The organism is Streptosporangium sp. NPDC002524 (assembly GCF_040295985.1).
Lineage (GTDB): Bacteria > Actinomycetota > Actinomycetes > Streptosporangiales > Streptosporangiaceae > Streptosporangium.
The window spans coordinates 33,864-54,469 of the sequence record NZ_JBEOWK010000002.1 but is presented as its reverse complement, the minus strand read 5'-3'; the positions used below and the strand labels follow the sequence as shown (position 1 = coordinate 54,469).

General features: G+C 71.6%; 18 protein-coding genes. 5 read left to right on the top strand and 13 right to left on the bottom strand.

Features of this window, described 5'->3' with window-relative positions:
- Positions 1-115: 115 nt before the first annotated feature.
- From hisF to hisD, 8 genes are all read right to left on the bottom strand, one after another.
- A complete protein-coding gene (gene hisF / locus ABT053_RS03045; RefSeq protein ID WP_350967155.1) occupies positions 116-886 on the bottom strand; it encodes an imidazole glycerol phosphate synthase subunit HisF in 771 nt (256 codons plus the stop codon).
- A gap of 10 nt (positions 887-896) precedes the next feature.
- Entirely contained in the window at positions 897-1,619 is a 723-nt protein-coding gene (gene priA / locus ABT053_RS03040; protein ID WP_350967154.1) for a bifunctional 1-(5-phosphoribosyl)-5-((5-phosphoribosylamino)methylideneamino)imidazole-4-carboxamide isomerase/phosphoribosylanthranilate isomerase PriA, read from the bottom strand.
- 4 nt (positions 1,620-1,623) lie between these two features.
- On the bottom strand, positions 1,624-1,965 hold the full coding sequence (locus ABT053_RS03035; RefSeq protein WP_350967153.1) for a hypothetical protein: 342 nt from the start codon (positions 1,963-1,965) through the stop codon (positions 1,624-1,626).
- Between the two features lie 241 nt (positions 1,966-2,206).
- Positions 2,207-2,842: an imidazole glycerol phosphate synthase subunit HisH gene (gene hisH, locus ABT053_RS03030; RefSeq protein ID WP_350967152.1), complete on the bottom strand. Its 636-nt coding sequence runs from the start codon at positions 2,840-2,842 to the stop codon at positions 2,207-2,209.
- Complete coding sequence (locus tag ABT053_RS03025; protein WP_344744419.1) at positions 2,836-2,991, bottom strand: CG2302 family histidine operon protein; 156 nt, start codon at positions 2,989-2,991, stop codon at positions 2,836-2,838. Before ABT053_RS03025 ends, hisH begins: the two co-directional genes overlap by 7 nt.
- Before the next feature lie 27 nt (positions 2,992-3,018).
- Positions 3,019-3,612, bottom strand: coding sequence for an imidazoleglycerol-phosphate dehydratase HisB (gene hisB, locus ABT053_RS03020; protein ID WP_350967524.1), 594 nt, complete (start codon positions 3,610-3,612; stop codon positions 3,019-3,021).
- A 59-nt stretch (positions 3,613-3,671) separates the two neighbouring features.
- Positions 3,672-4,742 carry a histidinol-phosphate transaminase gene (locus tag ABT053_RS03015; protein WP_350967151.1) on the bottom strand — a complete coding sequence of 357 codons (1,071 nt, stop codon included), beginning with the start codon at positions 4,740-4,742 and terminating at the stop codon, positions 3,672-3,674.
- Between the two features lie 105 nt (positions 4,743-4,847).
- Entirely contained in the window at positions 4,848-6,155 is a 1,308-nt protein-coding gene (hisD, locus tag ABT053_RS03010; protein ID WP_350967150.1) for a histidinol dehydrogenase, read from the bottom strand.
- Between the two features lie 99 nt (positions 6,156-6,254).
- Here hisD and ybaK point away from each other — a divergent pair, with 99 nt between their 5' ends.
- The gene (gene ybaK, locus ABT053_RS03005) at positions 6,255-6,755 is read left to right on the top strand and encodes a Cys-tRNA(Pro) deacylase (protein ID WP_350967149.1); all 501 of its coding nucleotides are present in this window, start codon (positions 6,255-6,257) and stop codon (positions 6,753-6,755) included.
- Positions 6,756-6,952: 197 nt separating this feature from the next.
- Positions 6,953-8,341 carry an amidase gene (locus ABT053_RS03000; RefSeq protein ID WP_350967148.1) on the top strand — a complete coding sequence of 463 codons (1,389 nt, stop codon included), beginning with the start codon at positions 6,953-6,955 and terminating at the stop codon, positions 8,339-8,341.
- A 66-nt stretch (positions 8,342-8,407) separates the two neighbouring features.
- Here ABT053_RS03000 and ABT053_RS02995 read toward each other — a convergent pair whose 3' ends face one another.
- The gene (locus tag ABT053_RS02995) at positions 8,408-8,959 is read right to left on the bottom strand and encodes a hypothetical protein (RefSeq protein WP_350967147.1); all 552 of its coding nucleotides are present in this window, start codon (positions 8,957-8,959) and stop codon (positions 8,408-8,410) included.
- A gap of 107 nt (positions 8,960-9,066) precedes the next feature.
- Between ABT053_RS02995 and murA the strand changes: the two genes are divergently transcribed.
- Both murA and ABT053_RS02985 read left to right on the top strand, forming a co-directional pair.
- On the top strand, positions 9,067-10,383 hold the full coding sequence (gene murA / locus ABT053_RS02990; RefSeq protein ID WP_344744426.1) for a UDP-N-acetylglucosamine 1-carboxyvinyltransferase: 1,317 nt from the start codon (positions 9,067-9,069) through the stop codon (positions 10,381-10,383).
- A 52-nt stretch (positions 10,384-10,435) separates the two neighbouring features.
- Complete coding sequence (locus ABT053_RS02985) at positions 10,436-12,832, top strand: transglycosylase domain-containing protein (RefSeq protein WP_350967146.1); 2,397 nt, start codon at positions 10,436-10,438, stop codon at positions 12,830-12,832.
- A gap of 174 nt (positions 12,833-13,006) precedes the next feature.
- Here the strand turns inward: ABT053_RS02985 and ABT053_RS02980 are convergent, their stop codons facing one another.
- The 3 genes from ABT053_RS02980 to dnaE form a co-directional block, all read right to left on the bottom strand.
- Positions 13,007-14,308 (bottom strand): serine hydrolase domain-containing protein, encoded by a 1,302-nt coding sequence (locus ABT053_RS02980; RefSeq protein ID WP_350967145.1) that lies wholly within the window; start codon positions 14,306-14,308, stop codon positions 13,007-13,009.
- Positions 14,309-14,445: 137 nt separating this feature from the next.
- The gene (locus ABT053_RS02975) at positions 14,446-14,922 is read right to left on the bottom strand and encodes a macro domain-containing protein (protein WP_350967144.1); all 477 of its coding nucleotides are present in this window, start codon (positions 14,920-14,922) and stop codon (positions 14,446-14,448) included.
- Between the two features lie 246 nt (positions 14,923-15,168).
- Complete coding sequence (gene dnaE, locus ABT053_RS02970) at positions 15,169-18,690, bottom strand: DNA polymerase III subunit alpha (protein WP_350967143.1); 3,522 nt, start codon at positions 18,688-18,690, stop codon at positions 15,169-15,171.
- Between the two features lie 168 nt (positions 18,691-18,858).
- On the opposite strand from dnaE, the gene ABT053_RS02965 reads away from it, so the two are divergent.
- Positions 18,859-19,182: a PadR family transcriptional regulator gene (locus ABT053_RS02965; RefSeq protein ID WP_350967142.1), complete on the top strand. Its 324-nt coding sequence runs from the start codon at positions 18,859-18,861 to the stop codon at positions 19,180-19,182.
- A gap of 119 nt (positions 19,183-19,301) precedes the next feature.
- On the opposite strand, the gene ABT053_RS02960 is transcribed toward ABT053_RS02965, so the two are convergent.
- On the bottom strand, positions 19,302-20,327 hold the full coding sequence (locus tag ABT053_RS02960) for a chorismate mutase (protein WP_350967141.1): 1,026 nt from the start codon (positions 20,325-20,327) through the stop codon (positions 19,302-19,304).
- Positions 20,328-20,606: the final 279 nt, after the last annotated feature.

Genomic DNA, 20,606 nt, shown 5'->3' with positions numbered 1-20,606 from the left:
AGCCCTGAGCACCTTCCCGCGAGGGCGCTTCGGCCACGGCGACCGGCCCTCGAACGCGGAAACGCCTCCCGGGCGGCCGGGAACGAGACGACCGCGGCCGACACCCCGTACGAGATCAGCGAACCGGGTGCCCCGCCCCCCGCAGCGCGTCCTTGACGTCACCGATCTTGAGCTGCCCGAAGTGGAACACCGACGCCGCCAGCACCGCGTCCGCACCCGCCTCGACCGCCGGGGGGAAGTCCTCGACGGCGCCGGCCCCGCCGCTGGCGATGATCGGAACCGACACCGCGGCCCGTACGACCCGGATCAGCTCCAGGTCGTAGCCGCCGCGGGTGCCGTCGCCGTCCATGGAGTTGAGCAGGATCTCACCGACCCCGAGCTCCTCGCCCCGCCGGGCCCACTCCAGCGCGTCGAGGCCCGCGCCCCGGCGTCCGCCGTGCGTGGTCACCTCGAAACCGGACGGCATCGGCGGGCCGTCGACGACCCGGCGGGCGTCCACCGACAGCACGATGCACTGTGCCCCGTAGCGCCGCGACGCCTCGGTCAGCAGCTCGGGCCGGGCGATCGCCGCCGTGTTCAGGCTCACCTTGTCGGCACCCGCCCGCAGCAGCTTGTCGACGTCCTCGACCGAGCGCACCCCCCCGCCCACGGTCAGCGGGATGAACACCTGCTCGGCCGTCCGGCTGACCACGTCGTACATCGTCGTCCGGTCGGAGCTGGAGGCCGTGATGTCCAGGAACGTCAGCTCGTCGGCCCCCTCCTCGTCGTAGCGGCGGGCCAGCTCGACCGGGTCGCCCGCGTCACGGAGGTTTCCGAAGTTGACGCCCTTGACCACCCGCCCGGCATCCACGTCCAGGCAGGGAATCACTCGTACCGCGACAGTCATCTGCAACCCCTCACGAACTCACGGCGGCGAGGGCGTCCTCGAGGGTGAAGGCCTGCGCGTACAGCGCCTTGCCCACGATGGCCCCCTCGACGCCGATCGGGACCAGCGCGGCCAGGGCGCGCAGGTCGTCCAGGGACGAGACGCCGCCGCTGGCGACCACCGGCTTGTCGGTGCGGGAGCAGACCTCGCGCAGCAGGTCGAGGTTGGGGCCGCGCAGCGTGCCGTCCTTGGTGACGTCGGTGACGACGTAGCGGGGACAGCCGTCGCCCTCCAGGCGCTCGAGGACCTCCCACAGGTCACCGGCCTCCTGGGTCCAGCCTCGGGCGGCCAGGGTCGTCCCCCGCACGTCCAGCCCGATCGCGATCCGGTCGCCGTACTCAGAGATGATCTTGGAGCACCAGGCGGGGTTCTCCAGCGCCGCGGTGCCGATGTTCACCCGGCGGCAGCCGGTCGCCAGCGCGATCTCCAGGGAGGCGTCGTCGCGGATGCCGCCGGACATCTCCACCTTGACGTCGAGCGCGCCGACCACGGTGGCGAGCAGCTCGCGGTTGCTGCCCCGGCCGAAGGCCGCGTCGAGGTCGACCAGATGGATCCACTCGGCACCGGCCTCCTGCCAGGCCAGCGCGGCGGACAGCGGGTCGCCGTACGACGTCTCGGTGCCGGCCGCGCCCTGGACCAGGCGGACCGCCTGTCCGTCGGCGACGTCCACGGCGGGGAGCAGCTCAAGCGACATCGGTTCACGACCTCCGGTCGAAGACAAGGGTGATGAGAAGCGGTACCAACAACAGAGAGATGACAAGAGCCCCGAACCGGGCCGCCCACGAGGACCACAGCAGCCAGACGATCACCTGGACGATCAGGAACAGCACCACCGCGACGCCGTTCTGCGTCCGGCGGCGGCGGGCCATGATGCCGCCCTGGGACACGATGCGGACGGGCCTGCCCGGCAGCAGCGCGACCACCCTGCCGACCCGCTCACGCCGCCGCGCCAGCCGCGCCTCCCGCTCGGCGCGCAGGGCCGCCTGACGGGCCTGCTCGGCCTCCCGCTCGGCCCTGCGCCTGGCCCGCTCCTTGCTCATCGCGAACTCACCGGAACCCCGATCGGGACCCCGGATCGAGAGCCCACCGGGACCCGGAGCGGGACCCCGGATCGAGAAGTCACCCGAACCCCGCGCGGAAACCCGGATCGAGAACCCACCGGGACCCCGCGCGGAAACCCGACGGCGCCCCCGAGCCAGCCCCCGGCCGAGACCCGGGAGGGAGACCCCGCGGAGAACCCTGCGGGAGCCCCGTACGAAACCCTGCCCGCGGCCCGCGGGATCACGTGACGGTCCCGAGCCAGTTCGTGAGCAGCTGCGCTCCGGCGTCGCCCGACTTCTCGGGGTGGAACTGGGTGGCCGCCAGCGGGCCGTTCTCCACCGCCGCGACGAACGGCACCCCGTGCTCGGACCAGGTGACCAGCGGGTCGGCGAAACCCGGCCCCGCCTGGAGCTCCCAGGAGCGCACGCCGTACGAGTGCACGAAGTAGAAACGCGTGTCGGCGTCGAGCCCGGCGAACAGCACGGTCTCGGCGGGCGCCTTCACCGTGTTCCAGCCCATGTGCGGCAGGACCGGGGCCTCCAGGCGCTCCACCGTGCCCGGCCACTCCCCGCAGCCCTCGGTCGTGACGCCGTGCTCGACGCCCGTCTCGAAGAGGATCTGCATGCCGACGCAGATGCCGAGGACCGGCCGCCCCGCCGACAGGCGCCGCGCGACGATCCGCTCGCCCCGCGCGGCGCGCAGCCCCGCCATGCACGCGGCGAACGCCCCCACCCCCGGCACGACGAGGCCGTCGGCCTCCATCGCCGTCTCGTAGTCGGACGTCACCGTGACCTCCGCGCCGACCCGGGCCAGCGCGCGCTCCGCCGAACGGAGATTGCCCGAGCCGTAGTCGAGAACGGTTACCTTCTTCACCACCAGAGCACCGCCGCCGTGGTCGCCAGGGCCGCGAGGGCGGCGAGCAGCACCGCGCCCTTCCTCAGACCCTGTTTGAGGAATGAGACGATCCCGCCGACGAGGAAGAGGGCCACGAAGGCCATCGCGACGGCCGTCCAGTTGTCACTCACCGGACGCCCTCCCCACGCGGGAAACGATCACAGCACGCCCTTCGTGCTGGGCACCCCGGTGGCGCGCGGGTCGCGCTCCGAGGCCGCCCGCAGCGCCCTGGCCAGCGCCTTGAACTGCGCCTCCACGATGTGGTGGGCGTTGCGGCCGTACGGGACGCGCACGTGCAGGCAGATCGCGGCCTGGGCGACGAACGACTCCAGGATGTGCCTGGTCATCGTCGTGTCGTACTCCGCCCCGATCATGGGGGCCATGCCCTCGGGCTCGCTGTGCACCAGGTAGGGGCGCCCCGACAGGTCGACCGTGACCTCCGCGAGCGACTCGTCCAGCGGGCAGGACGCGTTGCCGAACCTCCGCAGGCCCGACTTGTCGCCCAGGGCCTCGCGGAACGCCGCCCCCAGCGCGAGCGAGGTGTCCTCGATCGTGTGGTGGGCGTCGATGTGCAGGTCGCCCTCGGTCTTCACGGTCAGGTCGAACAGGCCGTGCTTGCCGAGCTGGTTCAGCATGTGGTCGAAGAACCCGACACCGGTGGACACCTCGACGTGCCCGGTGCCGTCGAGGTCGACCTCGACCAGCACCGAGGTCTCCTTGGTGACGCGCTCGACGCGACCGCGACGCGGCACGGCCGCGACGGCGATGTCGCCGGTGCCGGCAGTGTCGCCAACGCCGCCAATGATGCTGCTCACAGGATCTCCTCCAGGGCGGCGCGGAACGCCGCCATCTCCTCAGGGGTACCGATCGAAACTCTCAGCCACTCGGGCGGCCCCACCTCGCGGATCAGCACCCCGCGGTCCAGCATGCCCCGCCACACCGCGTGCCTGTCCTCGAAGAGCCCGAACAGCACGAAGTTGGCGTCGGAGTCGGCGACCGTCAGGCCCCGCCCGCGCAGCCACTCCACCGTGGCGTCCCGCTCGGCCCGCAGCGCGTCGACGGCACCGAGCAGCTCGGCGCCGTGGGCGAGCGCGACCCGCGCCGCCGTCTGGGTGAGCGTGGACAAATGGTACGGGAGCCGGACCAGCAGCAACGCCTCGATCACCGCCGGGTGGGCGGCCAGGTAACCCAGCCGGGTCCCGGCCATCGCGAACGCCTTGGACATCGTCCGCGTGACGATCAGCCGGGGGTTGTCCGGCAGCAGGGTCAGCGCCGACGGGGTGCCGGTGCGGGCGAACTCGAAGTAGGCCTCGTCCACCACCACCATGCCCGGCGCCGCCTCGACGATCCCGGCGATCACCTCCGGGTCCAGGGCGGTGCCGGTCGGGTTGTTGGGCGACGTCAGGAAGACGACGTCGGGCCGGTGCTCCTCGATCGCGGCGACGGCCTTGTCGGGGTCGATCCCGAAGTCGTCCTCACGCGCCCCGGAGATCCACTCGGTCGAGGCGCCGGTGGTGATGATCGGGTGCATCGAGTAGGAGGGCTCGAAGCCCATCGCGACCCGGCCGTGGCCGCCGAAGGCCTGCAGGATCTGCTGGAGCACCTCGTTGGAGCCGTTCGCCGCCCAGACCCGCTCCACGGTCAGGTCGTGCCCCAGGTAAGCGGCCAGCTCCCCGCGCAGGGCGAGGGCGTCGCGGTCGGGGTAGCGGTTGAGCTCGCCCGCCTGGGCGCGCACCGCCTCGGCCAGGTCGGCGACCAGGGACGCCGAGGGCCCGTAGGGGTTCTCGTTGGTGTTGAGCCTGACCGGGACGTCGATCTGGGGGGCACCGTACGGCGTGCGCCCCCGAAGGTCGTCGCGGATCGGCAGATCTTCAAGCCTCACGACGAAGCCTCCCAGCGGAATCGAACACGGACATCCCCGGTGAACACGGGCGGGAAGGCCTCTCCCTGTCGGAACGCGCGCCCGGTGAGCACGGGCCGGGGGCCCTCACGAGGGCACCTCCCAGTCGAAACGGGCGCGGATCGCCGCGCCGTGCGCCGGGAGGTCCTCGGTGTCGGCCAGCACGCACACGTGGGCGGCGGCACCGGCGAGGGCCTCGCGGCTGTAGTCGACGACGTGGATGCCGCGCAGGAACGTCTGCACCGACAGCCCCGAGGAGTGGCAGGCACAGCCGCCGGTGGGCAGCACGTGGTTGGAACCGGCCATGTAGTCGCCGAGCGAGACCGGCGCGTAGGAGCCGACGAAGATCGCCCCGGCGTTGCGCACCCGGGCGGCCAGCGCGTGCGCCCCGGCGGTGTGGATCTCCAGGTGCTCGGCGGCGTACGCGTCGACGACGCGCAGCCCGGCCTCCATGTCGTCGACGAGCAGGACGCCAGACTGGCGCCCGGACAGGGCCTCGGTGATCCGCTCGGCGTGCTTGGTCGCGGCGACCTGGCGGGGCAGCTCCCGCTCGACGGCCTCGGCCAGCTCCACGGAGTCGGTGACGAGCACGGCGGCGGCGATCGTGTCGTGCTCGGCCTGGCTGATCAGGTCGGCGGCGACGTGCACCGGGTCGGCCGTGGCGTCGGCGAGGATCGCGATCTCGGTGGGACCGGCCTCGGAGTCGATGCCGATGCGCCCCTTGAGCAGGCGCTTGGCGGCGGCGACCCAGATGTTGCCGGGGCCGGTGACCATGGTGACCGGCGGGCACTCCTCGGTGCCGTACGCGAACATCGCCACCGCCTGGGCACCGCCGACCGCGTAGACCTCGTCCACGCCGAGCAGCGCGCACGCCGCCAGGATGGCCGGGTGCGGCAGCCCGCCGAACTCGCGCTGCGCGGGCGAGGAGACCGCCAGGGAGGGCACCCCCGCCTCCTGGGCGGGAACGACGTTCATGACCACGCTGGAGGGGTAGACCGCCCGGCCGCCGGGGACGTACAGCCCCACGCGGTCGACGGGCACCCAGCGCTCGGTGACGGTGCCGCCGGGCACGACCTGGGTGGTGACGTCGGCGCGCCGCTGGTCGCGGTGGACGAGGCGGGCGCGGCGGATCGACTCCTCCAGCGCCGCCCTGACCTTCGGGTCGAGCCCCTCCAGCGCCGCGGTGATCGCCTCGGCGGGCACCCGGGTGGACTCCAGCTCGACCCCGTCGAACCTCGCGGTCAGCTCGCGCACGGCGGCGACCCCGCGATGATGCACGTCCTCGCAGATGGGCCGCACCTTCTCCAGGGCGGCTTCGACGTCGAGGTCGGCTCGGGGCAGCACGTCGCGAAGGTCCTCAGGCAGTGGCCCTCGCAGGTCGGTACGCGAAATCACCCGTTCAGTCTACGGAGGTCCGCCACCCGATATCGTCTCGTCCAATATCCGGACGACGCCTTTACTATGTAGATTTTAATCAGCCGCTACGCTTCCCCCGTGAGCAAGAGCAAGAACAAGGGCGGCCAGGGAACCCCCGCGACGGTGGCCCTGGCCCAGGCCAAGGTCGATTTCACCCTGCACCCCTACGAGCACGACGCGAACGCGCAGGCCTACGGCGAGGAGGCGGCCGACGCCCTCGGGGTGCCGTACGGGCAGATCTTCAAAACCCTGGTGGCCGAGGTGGAGAGCGGGCTCGCCGTCGCGGTGGTGCCGGTGGCCGGGAAGCTCGACCTCAAGGCGTTCGCGGCGGCGCTGGGGAGCAAGCGGGCGGCGATGGCCGACGCGGCCAAGGTCGAGCGGGTCACCGGCTACGTGGTCGGCGGCATCAGCCCCCTCGGGCAGCGTAAACGCCTGCCGACCGTGGTCGACGCCTCCGCGCTCGGCTTCGCGACGATCTACTTCTCCGCCGGGCGGCGCGGGCTGCAGATCGAGACCGCCCCCTCGGAGCTGGTACGGCTCACCCAGGCCGTCACCGCCCCCATCGGCAAAACCGGCTGACCACCTCGCGGGTCCTGGCAGGACCCGCCTCGCGAGGTCCCGTGAGATCCGCGGGGTCCCGTGAGATCCGCGAAGTCTCACAAGACGGACCCGCTCCCCCCTCCCGGTCCTGTCGAAGGTTGCCGACGCGGCGCGCGGCGGCGTTCGGCCAGACTCGGTACGACAGGACACACCTGACCAGGGACATCGGGGGGAAGATGCACTACTTGACCGCTACCGAGATGATCGAACTGCTACGCACCAGGCAGGTCGGCGCGGTCGAGTTGCTCGACGCGCACCTGCGGCGGATCGAGGAGGTCAACCCCGAGGTCAACGCGATCGTCACGCTGGTGGCCGAGCGCGCCAGGCGGGAGGCCGAGGAGGCCGACCGGGACCTGGCCCGCGGCCGGTGGCGGGGGCCGCTGCACGGCCTGCCGGTCGCGCACAAGGACCTGGCCGACACCGCCGGGATCCGCACCACGTACGGCTCGCCGATCTTCGCCGACCACGTCCCCGACACCGACGCGCCGATCGTGCGGCGGATGCGCGAGGCCGGGGCGATCACGATCGGCAAGACCAACACCCCGGAGTTCGGCACCGGCTCGCACACCGTGAACGAGATCTTCGGCGCCACCCGCAACCCCTACGACCTGTCGAGGTCGGCCGGGGGCAGCAGCGGCGGGGCCGCGGCGGCGCTGGCGACCGGCATGGTGGCGCTGGCCGACGGCTCCGACATGGGCGGCTCGCTGCGCAATCCGGCCTCCTTCTGCAACGTGGCGGGGCTGCGGCCCACCCCGGGACGGATCCCCTCGCCGTCGCCCGTCGCGGCCTGGTTCACCCTCGGCGTGCCGGGCCCCATGGCCAGGACCGCGGAGGACCTGGCGCTGCTGATGAGCGCGGTGGCGGGGTTCGACGCCGCCTCCCCCCTGTCGATCACCGAGAGCGGCTCCGCCTTCGCCGGGCCGCTGGACCTCGACCTGACCGGGATGCGCGTGGCCTGGAGCCCCGACCTGGGCGGGCTGCCGGTCGACATGGAGACGGCCAAGGTCACCGCGGACGCCCCCGCCGCGCTCGCGGAGCTGGGCGCGCGGGTGGAGCGGGTGGACCTGGACCTGTCCGCCGCCGAGGACGCCTTCCGGATCTACCGGGCGTGGTACTACGCGCTCTCCTTCGGCGACCTGCCGCGGGAGAGCCTGGGCCCGAACGTGCGCTGGAACGTCGAGCGGGGCCGCGAGGTGACCGGCGCCGACCTGGCCCGCGCCGAACGGCTGCGCAGCCGCCTCTACCAGCGGATGAACTCCTTCTTCGACACCTACGACTTCCTGATCGCGCCGGTCAGCCAGGTGCCGCCGTTCCCGGTGGACGACCCGTACGTCTCGGAGATCAACGGGCAGGCGCTGCCCGACTACCTGGCGTGGATGCGCTCGGCGTACTGGATCAGCGTGCTGCACGTCCCGGCGGCGTCGGTGCCGTGCGGGTTCACCCCCGGCGGGCTGCCGGTGGGCGTGCAGATCATCGGGCGCCCCTTCGCCGACATGGCGGTGCTGCGGCTCGCCCACGCGTTCGAGCGCGCCACCGGCCACGGCTCGCGCCGCCCGCCCCTCTGACCCCGGCCCCCTCGGACCTCGCTCCCCGACCCCTCGGACCCCGGACCCCGGACCCCGGCGCGGCGGCTACCGGTCGCCGGGCCGGCCGCTGATGTCGTACGACGACAGCGGCCCGTAGGGGTCGTTCCCGCCGAACGGGCGGCGCAGCGGGGAGTCGCGGTAGCCCGCGATGCCCTCCAGGGCGAAGAAGAGACCGGCGGCCAGCGTCGGCCACGCGAACAGCACCCCCCTGGCGGTCAGCACCAGCGGCCCCGCGATCAACGGCCTGGACGTCCCCGAGGCGGTGACGCTCACGGCCCCGAGGTTGACCGTCTCCCCGACCACCAGCGCCAGGTACGCGCCGGCCAGGCCGCCCGCGGCCAGGCCCACCACCACCGGCAGCGGGCGGCCCCCGCGCGACACGCTGTAGCCGACGGCCCCGCAGGCGAGCCCCAGCGCGCCGGTGATCAGGGCGAACCAGCCGTCGGCGGCGATCAGCGCCTGCGTGGAGGGATCGGCCAGCAGCGGCCCCTCGCTCGTCGCGACGTACGGGGGGCGCGGCGCGGCCAGCGACCACAGGATCCCGGCGACGACCCCGGCCGACGCGAGCGCCAGTACGGTGATCACAAAGTCACGCACGCCGCGCACCATGGTTCCCTCACCCTCTGTGCAGATGTGCCCGATGTTACATATCCCTCGGCCCGGCGCCATCCGAGGCTTCGACCGAATCCCGTTACTCTGGCGGTGTGAATGAAGAGGTATGGCTGATCGAACCCTCCGGGCCGCTCCGCGGTGACGTCGAGGTCCGTGGCTCCAAGAACGGCGTCTCCAAGCACATGGTCGCCGCGATGCTGGGCACCGGTGAGAGCACGATCCAGAACGCCCCCGACGTGGGCGAGGTGGGGATCACCGCGCAGATGCTGAGGGCGCTCGGCATCGACGTGGAGATCAGCTCGGGGGAGATCTCCGTCGCCCCGGGGAAGCAGATCAACCCGCACGTCCCCGCGGCCTTCACCGGCCTCAACAGGATCCCGATCCTGATGCTCGGCCCGCTGCTGCACCTGGCGGGCGAGGCGTTCGTGCCGCTGGTGGGCGGCGACCCGATCGGCCGCCGTCCCGTCGACTTCCACGTCGAGGCGCTGCGCGCGATGGGCGCCGAGGTCGAGGTGAGCGACACGGGGGTGTACGCCAAGGCCAAGCGGCTGCGCGGCACCCGGATCGAGCTGCCCTACCCCAGCGTCGGGGCCACCGAGACGATCCTGATGTCGGCGGTGCTGGCCGAGGGCAAGACCGTGCTGAAGGGCGCGGCGATGGAGCCCGAGGTGGTGGAGCTCGCCCTCTTCCTGCAGCGCATGGGCGCCCGCATCGAGCTGAGCCCCGACCGGCGCATCGTGATCGAGGGCGTGGAGCGCCTGCACGGCGCCTCCACCTGGCTCAACGGCGACCGCATCGAGGCGTTCTCCTACCTGGCGGCCGGTCTGATCACCGGCGGGCAGGTGCGGGTGCACGGCTGCCCCCAGGACCGGCTGGTGACCGCGATCACCACCCTGGCCAGGATGGGCGCCGAGGTCGACATCACCGACGACTACCTGTCGGCGTCCGCGCCGCACGGGCTGCGGGCCGCGGCGGTGCAGACCGACACCCACCCGGGGTTCATGACCGACTGGCAGACGCCCCTGATGGTGCTGTTCACGCAGGCCCAGGGCATGTCGGTGCTGCACGAGACGGTGTTCGAGAACCGCCTGGTCTACGTGCCCGCGCTGCAGAAGATGGGCTGCGAGATCGAGGTCTTCGACGTCTGCCTCGGCGGCCCCGCCTGCCGGTACCACGACACCAACGCCAAGCACTCGGCGGTCGTGCGCGGCGTGTCCAGGCTGAGCGGCGCCGACGTGACGCTCCCCGACATCCGGGCCGGGTTCTCGGCCGTGCTGGCAGCCGCCGCCGCCGAGGGCACCTCCACGCTGCGCGGGGTGCACCACATCGAGCGGGGCTACCACCGGCCGTTCGAGCAGTTCGCCTCGCTCGGGCTGAAGATCAGTCGAGAAAAGGTGCAGGACGGGTAAGGATTGGCAATCGGGTGTTTGTAGGTGATCACCCGGTCGCACGTTACTATGCGTGACATCGCACCCAGAGGTGAGACGTGGTCCCGGCGCGTGCCTGCGCGGGCTGCTGGCCTGCGGGGTGTTCGGCGGGCTGCTCGCCGCCCTGGCCGCGCTGCCGCTGGTCGGCACGGCCGGGCTCACCGTCAACAACGTCACGAGGACCCTCACCGACCTGCCCCCGAGCCCCCGGGAGAACCCGCTCCCCCAGCGCACCGTGCTGCTGGACAAGAACGGCAAGCGGTTCGCCCAGTTCTACACGGAGAACCGGACGGTCGTGACGCTCGCCCAGGTCGCCCCTGTCATGCGTGACGCGATCGTGGCGATCGAGGACTCGCGTTTCTACGAGCACGCGGGCCTGGACATCAAGGGCACCCTGCGCGCCCTGGTCACCAACACCAAGGCGGGCGGGGTGCGGCAGGGCGGGTCCTCGCTCACCCAGCAGCTCGTGAAGAACATCCTGGTCGAGGGCTCCGAGAGCGACACCGAACGCGCCCAGGCCCGCGCGCCCAGCATCCAGCGCAAGATCACCGAGCTGCGGTACGCGCTGGCGATGGAGCGCAAGTACAGCAAGGCCGAGATCCTGGAGCGCTATCTCAACATCGCCTACTTCGGCGCGGGCGCCTTCGGGGTGGAGGCCGCCGCCCAGCGGTTCTTCTCGGTCCCGGCCGCCCGGCTCACCCTCCCCCAGGCGGCGACGCTGGCCGGCGCGGTCCGCACGCCGTACGCCACCGACCCGTCGCTGGACACCAGGCGCAGGGAGCGGCTGCGCGAGCGCAGGGACATCGTCCTGGACCGGATGGCCCAGCTGTCGTACGTCACCCCGGCGCGGGCCGAGGCCGCCAAGAGGCGCCCGCTGGCCATCCGCCTCAAGCCGGAACCCGGCGGCTGCCAGGGGAGCGTCTACCCGTACTTCTGCCTCTACGTGCACCGGGAGCTGCTGACCAACCCGGCCTTCGGCCCCACCCGCGCGGAGCGGGAGCGCCGCCTGGCCAGGGGCGGCATCGTGCTGCGCACCACCCTGTCGCCGAAGGCGCAGCGGGCCGCGCAACGGGCCATCGCCGCGCGGGTCGGCAGGAGGGACACCGAGGTCGCGGCCGAGGCCATGATCCAGCCGGGCACCGGGCGGATCCGGGCCATGGCGGCGAGCAAGCGGTACGGCAGCAACGGCGGCAACGGCGGCAATACTGCGAACACCACGAACGGCCCCGACACCACCTACAACCTGGCCGCCGACATGGCGCACGGCGGCGGCCAGGGCTTCCAGGCGGGGTCGACGTTCAAGGTGTTCACCCTGGCGACCGCGCTGGCCCAGGGCTGGCGGTTCGACCAGGGTTTCATGACGCCCGGCAGTTTCGTCCCCGCCAGCGGTTTCACCGACTGCGCGGGCCGCAAGGTCAACGACCCCGGCGCGGAGATCCACAACGCGAGCGGCGAGGGCAGGGGCGGCCCGCAGAGCCTGTCCACCGGCACCTGGAAGTCGGTGAACATCTTCTACATGATGCTGGAGCAGCGGGTGGGCCTGTGCCCGGTCGTCACGACGGCCAGGGCGCTGGGCGTCGCCCGCGCCGACGGCACCCCGCTGCGGGAGGTGCCGACCTTCACCCTCGGGGTGAACGAGATGGACCCGGTGACCGTGGCGGCCTCGTTCGCCGCGTTCGGGGCGCGGGGCCGCTACTGCCGCCCGATGGCCATCGCCGAGATCGTCGAGCGGGACGGCAGGCGCTTCAAGATCCCGCCCAGCTGCGCGCGGGCGATCGAGCGCGACGTGGCCGACGCGGTCAACCACCTGCTGGCCGGGGTGTTCACCAAGGGGACCATGACCGGCCAGGACATCGGCCGCCCGGCCGCGGGCAAGACGGGCACCAACAACGGCTACACCTCGGCCTGGTTCGCCGGTTACACCCCCGACCTGGCCGCGGCGGTCAGCGTGGGCGACATCCGGGGCTCCTACCGCTACCCGCTGACCGACGTCGAGATCGGCGACGAGTACTTCGGCGCGGTCCAGGGGGCCTCCCTGCCGGGACCGATCTGGGTCTCGTCGATGTCGGCCGCCCTCGACGGTACGCGCGAGACCCGCTTCCACCGCCCCGACATGGGCCGTTTCGGCGGCGGGTTCACCCCCGGCCTGGAGGAGGCCCTGGCCAGGGAACGCGAGGAGGAGGGCGCCGAGGGCACTGACGCCGACGGGCGCCGCGGCGCCCGGGGAGACCGCGGACGCCGCTTCCGCGAGGAGTACAGGTACCGGGACGGACGCGGGTACCGGGACGGACGCGGGTACCGGGACGGACGCGGGTACCGGGACGGACGCGGGTACCGGGAGGAGCGGCGCTACCGGGAGGAGCGCCGCTACCGGGGGAACGGCGCCCACCGCCGGTACCGCGCCCCCCACTGGCGCGACCGCCCCCGCTGACCCCGGCCGCCCCGTCCCCGTCACCGTCCTCCGGCCGCTCCGTCCCCGCCCCTGTCCCCGTCACCGTCCCCGGACGCCGGTGAACCAGCGACCCGGCGGACCGGCCCCTGACCGGTGAACCGACCGGTCGACCGAATCAGCGGCCGATCGGCGGATCACCGGCCAGACGACGGTTCAGCGCTTGACCAGCACCTGCTGGGTCGGCAGGAGCACCGGAGGCCGGGAGCTCTTCGCCGTCGCCGCGGACGGGCCGCACAGCGCCTGCATGAAGTAGCTCACCATCGCGTAGTCGATCGCGTGCGGCTGGATGTTGCCGTTCTCGTCGATGCTCTGGTACTTCATCAGGTTGAACCCCAGGGAGAGCTGGCGCCGCCCGTCCTCGCCGGACAGGGAGATCGAGCCCATGCCGAACACTCCCCCGTCGTGGCCCCAGAACCGGCCGCAGGGCAGGTCCTGGGCGTAGATGCCGAGGCCGTAGTTCATGATGACGTTGCCCTCGGCGTCGGTGACCGGCACCGTCGTCCGCATCTGGTCGAGCTGCGCCGGGGCGAGGAGCCGGCCGCCCAGCAGTTCCCGGTAGAACCGGTTGAGGTCCTCCATGGTCGCGACGACGGCGCCCGCCGTGCCCGCCCACGACATGTCGTAGACGCTGTAGTCGCGCGGCGGGTCGGCGTATCCGTACAGCGCCTCGTACGCCTTGGAGTGCGGCCCGGGGATGACCGGCGTGCGCGGGAAGGACGTGTCGCGCAGCCCGGCCCGCTGGATCACGTGGCGGGTGATGTACGCCTCCGCGCCGGTGCCGGTCACCTTCTCCAGGAGCAGGCCCGCGATCACGTAGTTGGCGTTGGAGTACGACCACCCCTGCCCCGGCTCGCCCGTGCGCGGCGCCTCCAGCGCGAGCCTCACCAGCTCCCGCGGGCTGATCCTGCGGAACCTGTGCTCGTCGAGGCTCCGCGGGGACGCCTCGAGAAGGGAGGGGAAGGCGCCCGCGATGTAGTCGCCGATGCCGCTGGTGTGGTTGAGCAGCATCCTGACCGTGGTCCTCTGGCCCAGGTCGTCCGGCAGCAGGCCGGGGAGGTAGCGGGCGACGGGCGCGTCCAGCTCGACGCGGCCCCGCTCGACCTGCTGGAGGATCGCCACGGCCGTGAAGGTCTTGGTGATGCTGCCCACCCGGTGGACCATCCGGGAGTGGACGGGCCGCCGGGTCCGCACGTCGGCGACCCCCGCCGCCCCGAGCCACTTCGCCCCGCCGTCCCGGACGGCGGAATAGGTGCCGTACATGCCGGCCTCGTGCATCGCGGCGAGGCTCCGCCGCAGCGCCTCCCGGTCGAGCCCTGCCTCCTGCCCGGCCGACGCCGAGGGCCCCGGTACGGGTTCGGCGGACGCGGGGGGCGCGACGGCCCAGGTCACGAGTATCGCGCTCAGCCCGAGGCCGGCGATCGCCCGTCCACGGTGGGGAAGTCGCGCGAGAGTCATCGGCTGTCAGCTCCTCAGATCCGGAATGTACGACATAACGATCATCGCAATTCCGGCCCGCCCCTCCCTCCCCAGCGCGGACGACCTTTTCCTCATCCGCCAGGACGAAGGCCGGGAACGCGCCCCGATGCAAAATGTCACATCGGATGATCGTCCAGATCGTAGACGGTGACCTGGACGTCGCGTTTCACCAGGCACTCGTCGATGATCGGCTCGATTCGGTCCCAGGTGCCGCCTGCCAGACCGCATCCGATGCGCGGCAGGTGAACACCGGCGCCGAGCTCGACGGCATGGTCGGCGAGGGTCTCCAGGCAACGGCTCACGGCCTCGTAGCGGATGGGCGGGCCCGCCTTGGTCGCGCGGACACCGCGCTGGGCGACCATGTTGGCCACCCACAGGCCCTCATCGACCTGGACCAGTTGCACGGCGCCCAGCGCGAACCCGTCGCCCTGGCGGTACCAGGCCCGGTAGGCGGCCTCCGGTGCGGGCCAGCGCCGGGAGAGCGCGACGACGAAGCCGCGTCCCCAGCCACCGGCGTCGTTGCAGACATGCGCGATGATCTTCGGATCACCGCCGACGGGAACGGTGGCGTCACCCGTTACGTACGAGATCATGCTGGGACACCTTCGCTGGTTACGGTCATCGCCGAGCTCATCCTCGTCCGGCTCCACGGTGGAGGAACGGGGCCACCCGTTCGGCAGGGCAGGCGAGCGGCCCGGTCGACGGGACAGGCCCGGTCGACGGGGCGGGCGCCCACGCCTTTCGAGCCGGTGAATCGCCTCATCGCCCCTCGTCGACCCATCTTCATGCCGTCATCGAAATCCCGCCGCTCATCGCGTCAGACGAAACAGATCCCGTTTTCAGGCTCCGAGGCAGGCGGGGCCGAGAAGTTGTTTCAGGTCGCCCATCAGGGCCGGGGACGGCGAGACCCGCAGGCGGTCGTCGAGGCGCACGATGGTGGTCTTCGGACCGTTGTGGACCTGCAGGTGCACCTCGGTGGTACCGGGGTGGGCGGTCAGCACCTCCTTGAGGCGGCCGACCACCGGTGGGGTGCAGCGGGCCAGGACGAGGCTGACGGCGAGCGGGCCACCGGCCTCGCGGGTCAGGTCGGGGGCGGTCACCTCCATCGCGATGATCTTCCCGACGTCCTCGCGCTTGTCCAGGCGCCCCTTGACGAACACGATCGCGTCCTCGGCGAGCACCGTCGCGCAGAGCTGGTACGCGGACGGGAAGATCATCACCTCGATCGCGCCCTCCAGGTCCTCCAGCTGGGTCAGGACCCAGGTGTCGCCCTTCTTGGTGACCTTGCGCTGCAGGCCGCTCAGGATGCCGCCGACGGTGACGACCTGGCCGTCGGGACGGTGCTCGTCCTGCAGCGCGGCGACGGTGCAGTCGGCGCCGGAGGCGAGGATGTGCTCCACGCCGAAGAGCGGGTGGTCGGAGACGTACAGGCCGAGCATCTCCCGCTCGAACTGCAGCAGGGTGTTCTTGTCCCACTCGCCCACCGGGATCTGCACGTCGAAGGTCTCGTCCTCGGCGCCCTCGACGGCGCCGAACAGGGAGTCCTGTCCCTGGGCCTCGTTCTTCTTGATCCCGATGATGCTGTCGACGGCCTGCTCGTGGATCATCACCAGGCCCTTGCGCACGTGCCCGAAGGAGTCGAAGGCACCGGCCTTGACCAGCGACTCGATGACCCGCTTGTTGCAGACCACCATGGGAACCTTGCGCAGGAAGTCCTTGAAGTCGGCGAAGCGGGTCTTCTCCTTGCGAGCGGCGATGATCCCGTCGACCACGTTGCCGCCGACGTTGCGGATCGCCGACAGGCCGAACCGGACGTCGGTGCCGCGCGGGGTGAAGTCGAAGTCGGAGTCGTTGACGTCCGGCGGCAGCACCTTGATGCCCATCCGGCGGCACTCGTTCAGATAGAGGGCCGACTTGTCCTTGTCGTCCTTGACCGAGGTGAGCAGGCCCGCCATGTACTCGGCCGGGTAGTTGGCCTTGAGGTAGGCGGTCCAGTAGGAGACCAGGCCGTACGCGGCGCTGTGCGCCTTGTTGAAGGCGTAGTCGGAGAAGGGCAGCAGGATGTCCCAGAGCGTCTTGATCGCCGCGGCCGAGTAGCCGTTGTCCTTCATGCCCTGCTCGAAGGACTCGAACTGCTTGTCCAGCTCCGACTTCTTCTTCTTGCCCATCGCGCGGCGCAGCAGGTCGGCCTTGCCGAGCGAGAACCCGGCGACCTTCTGCGCGATGGCCATGACCTGCTCCTGGTAGACGATCAGGCCGTACGTCGTGCCGAGGATCTCCTGCAGCGACTCCTCGAACTCCGGGTGGATCGGGACGATCTCCTGCTGGCCGTTCTTGCGCAGCGCGTAGTTGGTGTGGGAGTTGGCGCCCATCGGGCCCGGCCGGTACAGCGCGCCGACGGCGGAGATGTCCTCGAAGTTGTCGGGCTTCATCAGCCGCAGCAGCGACCGCATGCCGCCGCCGTCCAGCTGGAACACGCCCAGGGTGTCGCCCCGGCCGAGCAGCTCGTACGTCTTGCGGTCGTCGAGCGGCAGCTTGAGCAGGTCGATCCGCTCGCCGGTGTTGGCCTCGATCATCTTCAGGCAGTCGTCGATGATCGTGAGGTTGCGCAGGCCCAGGAAGTCCATCTTCAGCAGGCCGAGCGTCTCGCAGGTCGGGTAGTCGAACTGCGTGATGATCACACCGTCGGAGTCGCGGCGCATGATCGGGATGTAGTCGGTCAGCACCTCCGCCGACATGATGACCCCGGCCGCGTGTACGCCGGTCTGCCGGATCAGGCCCTCCAGGCCCCTGCCCAGGTCCATCGCCGACTTGACGTCGACGTCCTCCTCGTACAGCCTGCGCAGCTCACCGGCCTCGTTGTAGCGCGGGTGGTCCTTGTCGAAGATGCCCGACAGCGGGATGTCCTTGCCCATCACCGCGGGCGGGAACGCCTTGGAGACCTTGTCGCCCAGCGCGTACGGGTGCCCGAGGACGCGAGCCGCGTCCTTGATGGCCGCCTTCGCCTTGATGGTGCCGAAGGTGGCGATCATCGCGACCTTGTCGGCGCCGTACTTCTCCGTCACGTAGCGGATCACGTCGCCGCGCCTGCGCTCGTCGAAGTCGATGTCGACGTCGGGCATGGAGACGCGGTCGGGGTTGAGGAACCGCTCGAAGATCAGCCCGTGCGGCAGCGGGTCGAGGTCGGTGATGCCCAGCGCGTACGCGGCCAGCGAGCCCGCGGCCGAGCCTCGCCCGGGGCCGACCCGGATGCCGTTGTTCTTGGCCCACATGATGAAGTCGGCGACCACGAGGAAGTAGGAGGGGAACCCCATCTGCAGGATGACGCCCATCTCGAACTCGATCTGCGCGCGGTGCTCCTCGTCGATCCCCTCGGGGAAGCGCCGGTCCATGCCCGACCAGATCTCCTTGCGGAACCAGCTCTCCTCGGTCTCCCCCTCGGGCAGGGGGAAGGTGGGCATCAGGTTCTTGAAGCCGAACATGCCGCTCGGGTCGACCTTCTCGGCGACCAGCAGGGTGTTGCGGCAGCCCTCGGCCCACAGGTCCGAGGAGTCGACGGCGCGCATCTCGTCGGCGTTCTTGATGTAGTAGCCGCTGCCGTCGAAGCGGAAGCGGTCGGGGTCGGACAGCTGCTTGCCGGTCTGGATGCACAGGAGCGCGTCGTGCGAGGTCGCGTCCGACTCGTAGGTGTAGTGGGAGTCGTTGGTGACCAGCGGCGGGATGTCCAGCTCCTTGGAGATGCGGGTCAGGCCGTCGCGGACCCGGCGCTCGATGTCGAGCCCGTGGTCCATGATCTCCAGGTAGTAGTTTTCCTTGCCGAACAGCTCCTGGAACCTGGCCGCCGCCGCGACCGCCTCGTCGTACTGTCCCAGGCGAAGGCGGGTCTGCACCTCGCCCGACGGGCAGCCGGTGGTGGCCATCAGGCCCTCGGCGTGCTCGGCGAGGATCTCGGCGTCCATCCGGGCCCACTTGCGGACGAAGCCCTCGGTGTAGGCGCGCGAGGAGAGCTTCATCAGGTTGCCCAGGCCCGTGGCGTTCTTCGCCCAGATGGTCATGTGGGTGTAGTAGCCGCCCGCGGAGACGTCGTCGCGCTTCTGGTGCGGCTCGCCCCACAGCACCGGCTTCTTCTGGTGCCGGGAGGCCGGGGCGACGTAGGCCTCGATGCCGATGATCGGCTTGATCCCGGCCCCGGTGGCCTGCTTGTAGAAGTCGTAGGCGCCGTGCATGTTGCCGTGGTCGGTGATCGCGATGGCGGGCATGCCCAGGTCACCGACCTGTTTGAACATCTGCTTCAAACGGGCGGCCCCATCCAGCATGGAGTATTCCGTGTGAACGTGCAGATGCACAAACGAGTCTGACATGCGGCCCCGTCCTCCCCTAGTCGCACCGTCGGCGGGGAAAGCGTATCCAAATCTGAGTTTCGAAAGTGCCTCATGTGGCTCCGGTTCACCTCTCCCCCGCGACGCCCCGGACCTCCCCGCGCGAGGTCTACCCTTGACCCATAGTACGAGTAACGATATATGTCGCTCATGGCGCTACGTGAGCAGAGCTACCTGATCCTGCTGGCCCTGTCCGAGGGCCCGCTGCACGGGTACGGCGTGATCAAGACCGTGCGCGAGCTGTCGGAGGACCGCGTACGGCTCGGCGCGGGCACCCTCTACGGCGCCCTGGACCGCCTGTCGGGGGAGGGCCTGATCGGCGTGGTCAAGGAGGAGGTCGTCGACGGCCGCCACCGGCGCTACTACGACCTCAGGGGCGAGGGCCGCGCGGTCCTGACCGAGGAGACCGCCCGGCTGACCCGCCTCGCCGCCACCGCCCGGCACCGGCTCGACCTCCGGCCGGGGGCCCTGTGACCGGGTGTTCCGGGTGTTCCAGATGTTCCCGGTGACCCCGAGGGGCCGGGTCCCGAGCCGCTCGGTCCCGGGTCGTTTACTCCCGGGTCGTTCGCCCGAGCCGCTCGGTCCCGGGGCGTTCAGTCCTGGGGCGCCGAGCGGCGTTCCTCGGCGAGGTGGAGGCCCGCCTCGATGACGGCGTTCATGATGGGGGCGAGCCGGGCCTCGCCCAGGACGGGGGCGCGGCGGGCCATCTCGGCGACCAGGCGCCGCTCGCGGTCGGCGTCGCGACCGGCGAAGCCCCCGACGGGCTTGAGGCGCTGGATGGTCCCGGCCAGCTCGGCGCGGCGCTCCAGGAGGACGGCGAGGGCGGCGTCGACGCGGTCGATGGCCTCGCGGGCGGCGCGCACCGAGTCGGGGGTCTCCCTGCGGGTGAGCGCGCCGAAGATCCTCACGGCCTCGCGCGCGGCCAGCGCGTCCCGCTCGGTGGCGGAGGGGTCGAGGAGCAGGCCGTCGGCACCGGCGGCGATCGCCGCGGCGGCCAGCGCGGGGTCGGCGCCGAGCCCGGCCAGCACGGGACGCCCCGACCTCTCGCACGCGGCGCGCAGCAGGGCCAGGTCGAGGGCGGCGCCCCCCGGGTAGGCTCGGCCGCCGCCCTCGCAGAGCACGATCCCGTCGTTGCCCTCCGCCGCGCAGTGACCGGCGACCTCCAGCCACTCCTCCAGCGTCGCGCGGGGATCGCGCTGGACGAGCACCGGCAGGCCGAGCCCCGCGGTGGCGCGTACCAGCGCGGAGTCGCGCATCCAGGCCGCGCCGACCACCGCGCCGTCGGCCCCCTCGGCGATCGGCGGCAGGTCCTCCGCGGAGGACGGCTCCACCAGGACCGGTCCCGCCCCCTGGGCGCGGGCCGCCGCCAGGGACTCCATCAGGGACTCCGCCACGGACGCGGAGGCTTTCTCGCGACCGTGACCGTGACCGCGTCCGGGGCCAGGTCCGAGGCCGGAGCCAGGGCCGGGGCCGGGGCCGGGGCGGTCCCGCAGGCTGATCCAGTGGGCGTCCGCGCCGGGCCCGCCGATCACCACGGCCGGTCCCGCCCCCACCGTGAGCGTGCCCAGCCGTACCGCCGCGCGTTCCAGGTGGGTGGCGTACCGTGCGGTGGACGACATGAGGCTCCCCATGTTCGGCCGACGCGCGTCCCGCGAGCCGGCGGCCGTTCGGAAAGGGACTTCGGACAGAGAAAGAGGCAGAGACTTCGCGTCTCCGCCTCGTGCCTGCTCCGGCCGGTCGCTAGTTCAACACTGTCACGATCGGCTCTCCGGAGCCGACTCATTGGACACAAAGTGACAGGTCATGCGGCCAATCTTAGGTCACCTTCCCGACATCTGCCACGTACTGGACATCGGATCTCAAGATATGGACGTTTCCAGAGGCGGGTGAGTCGATCA

What these genes read in the sequence shown, in the direction of transcription:
- hisF (WP_350967155.1), bottom strand. Translation starts at nt 886, where the DNA reads ATGACTGTCGCGGTACGAGTGATTCCCTGCCTGGACGTGGATGCCGGG.
- priA (WP_350967154.1), bottom strand. Translation starts at nt 1,619, where the DNA reads ATGTCGCTTGAGCTGCTCCCCGCCGTGGACGTCGCCGACGGACAGGCG.
- ABT053_RS03035 (WP_350967153.1), bottom strand. Translation starts at nt 1,965, where the DNA reads ATGAGCAAGGAGCGGGCCAGGCGCAGGGCCGAGCGGGAGGCCGAGCAG.
- ABT053_RS03000 (WP_350967148.1), top strand. Translation starts at nt 6,953, where the DNA reads ATGCACTACTTGACCGCTACCGAGATGATCGAACTGCTACGCACCAGG.
- ABT053_RS02980 (WP_350967145.1), bottom strand. Translation starts at nt 14,308, where the DNA reads ATGACTCTCGCGCGACTTCCCCACCGTGGACGGGCGATCGCCGGCCTC.
- ABT053_RS02975 (WP_350967144.1), bottom strand. Translation starts at nt 14,922, where the DNA reads ATGATCTCGTACGTAACGGGTGACGCCACCGTTCCCGTCGGCGGTGAT.
- dnaE (WP_350967143.1), bottom strand. Translation starts at nt 18,690, where the DNA reads ATGTCAGACTCGTTTGTGCATCTGCACGTTCACACGGAATACTCCATG.
- ABT053_RS02965 (WP_350967142.1), top strand. Translation starts at nt 18,859, where the DNA reads ATGGCGCTACGTGAGCAGAGCTACCTGATCCTGCTGGCCCTGTCCGAG.
- ABT053_RS02960 (WP_350967141.1), bottom strand. Translation starts at nt 20,327, where the DNA reads ATGTCGTCCACCGCACGGTACGCCACCCACCTGGAACGCGCGGCGGTA.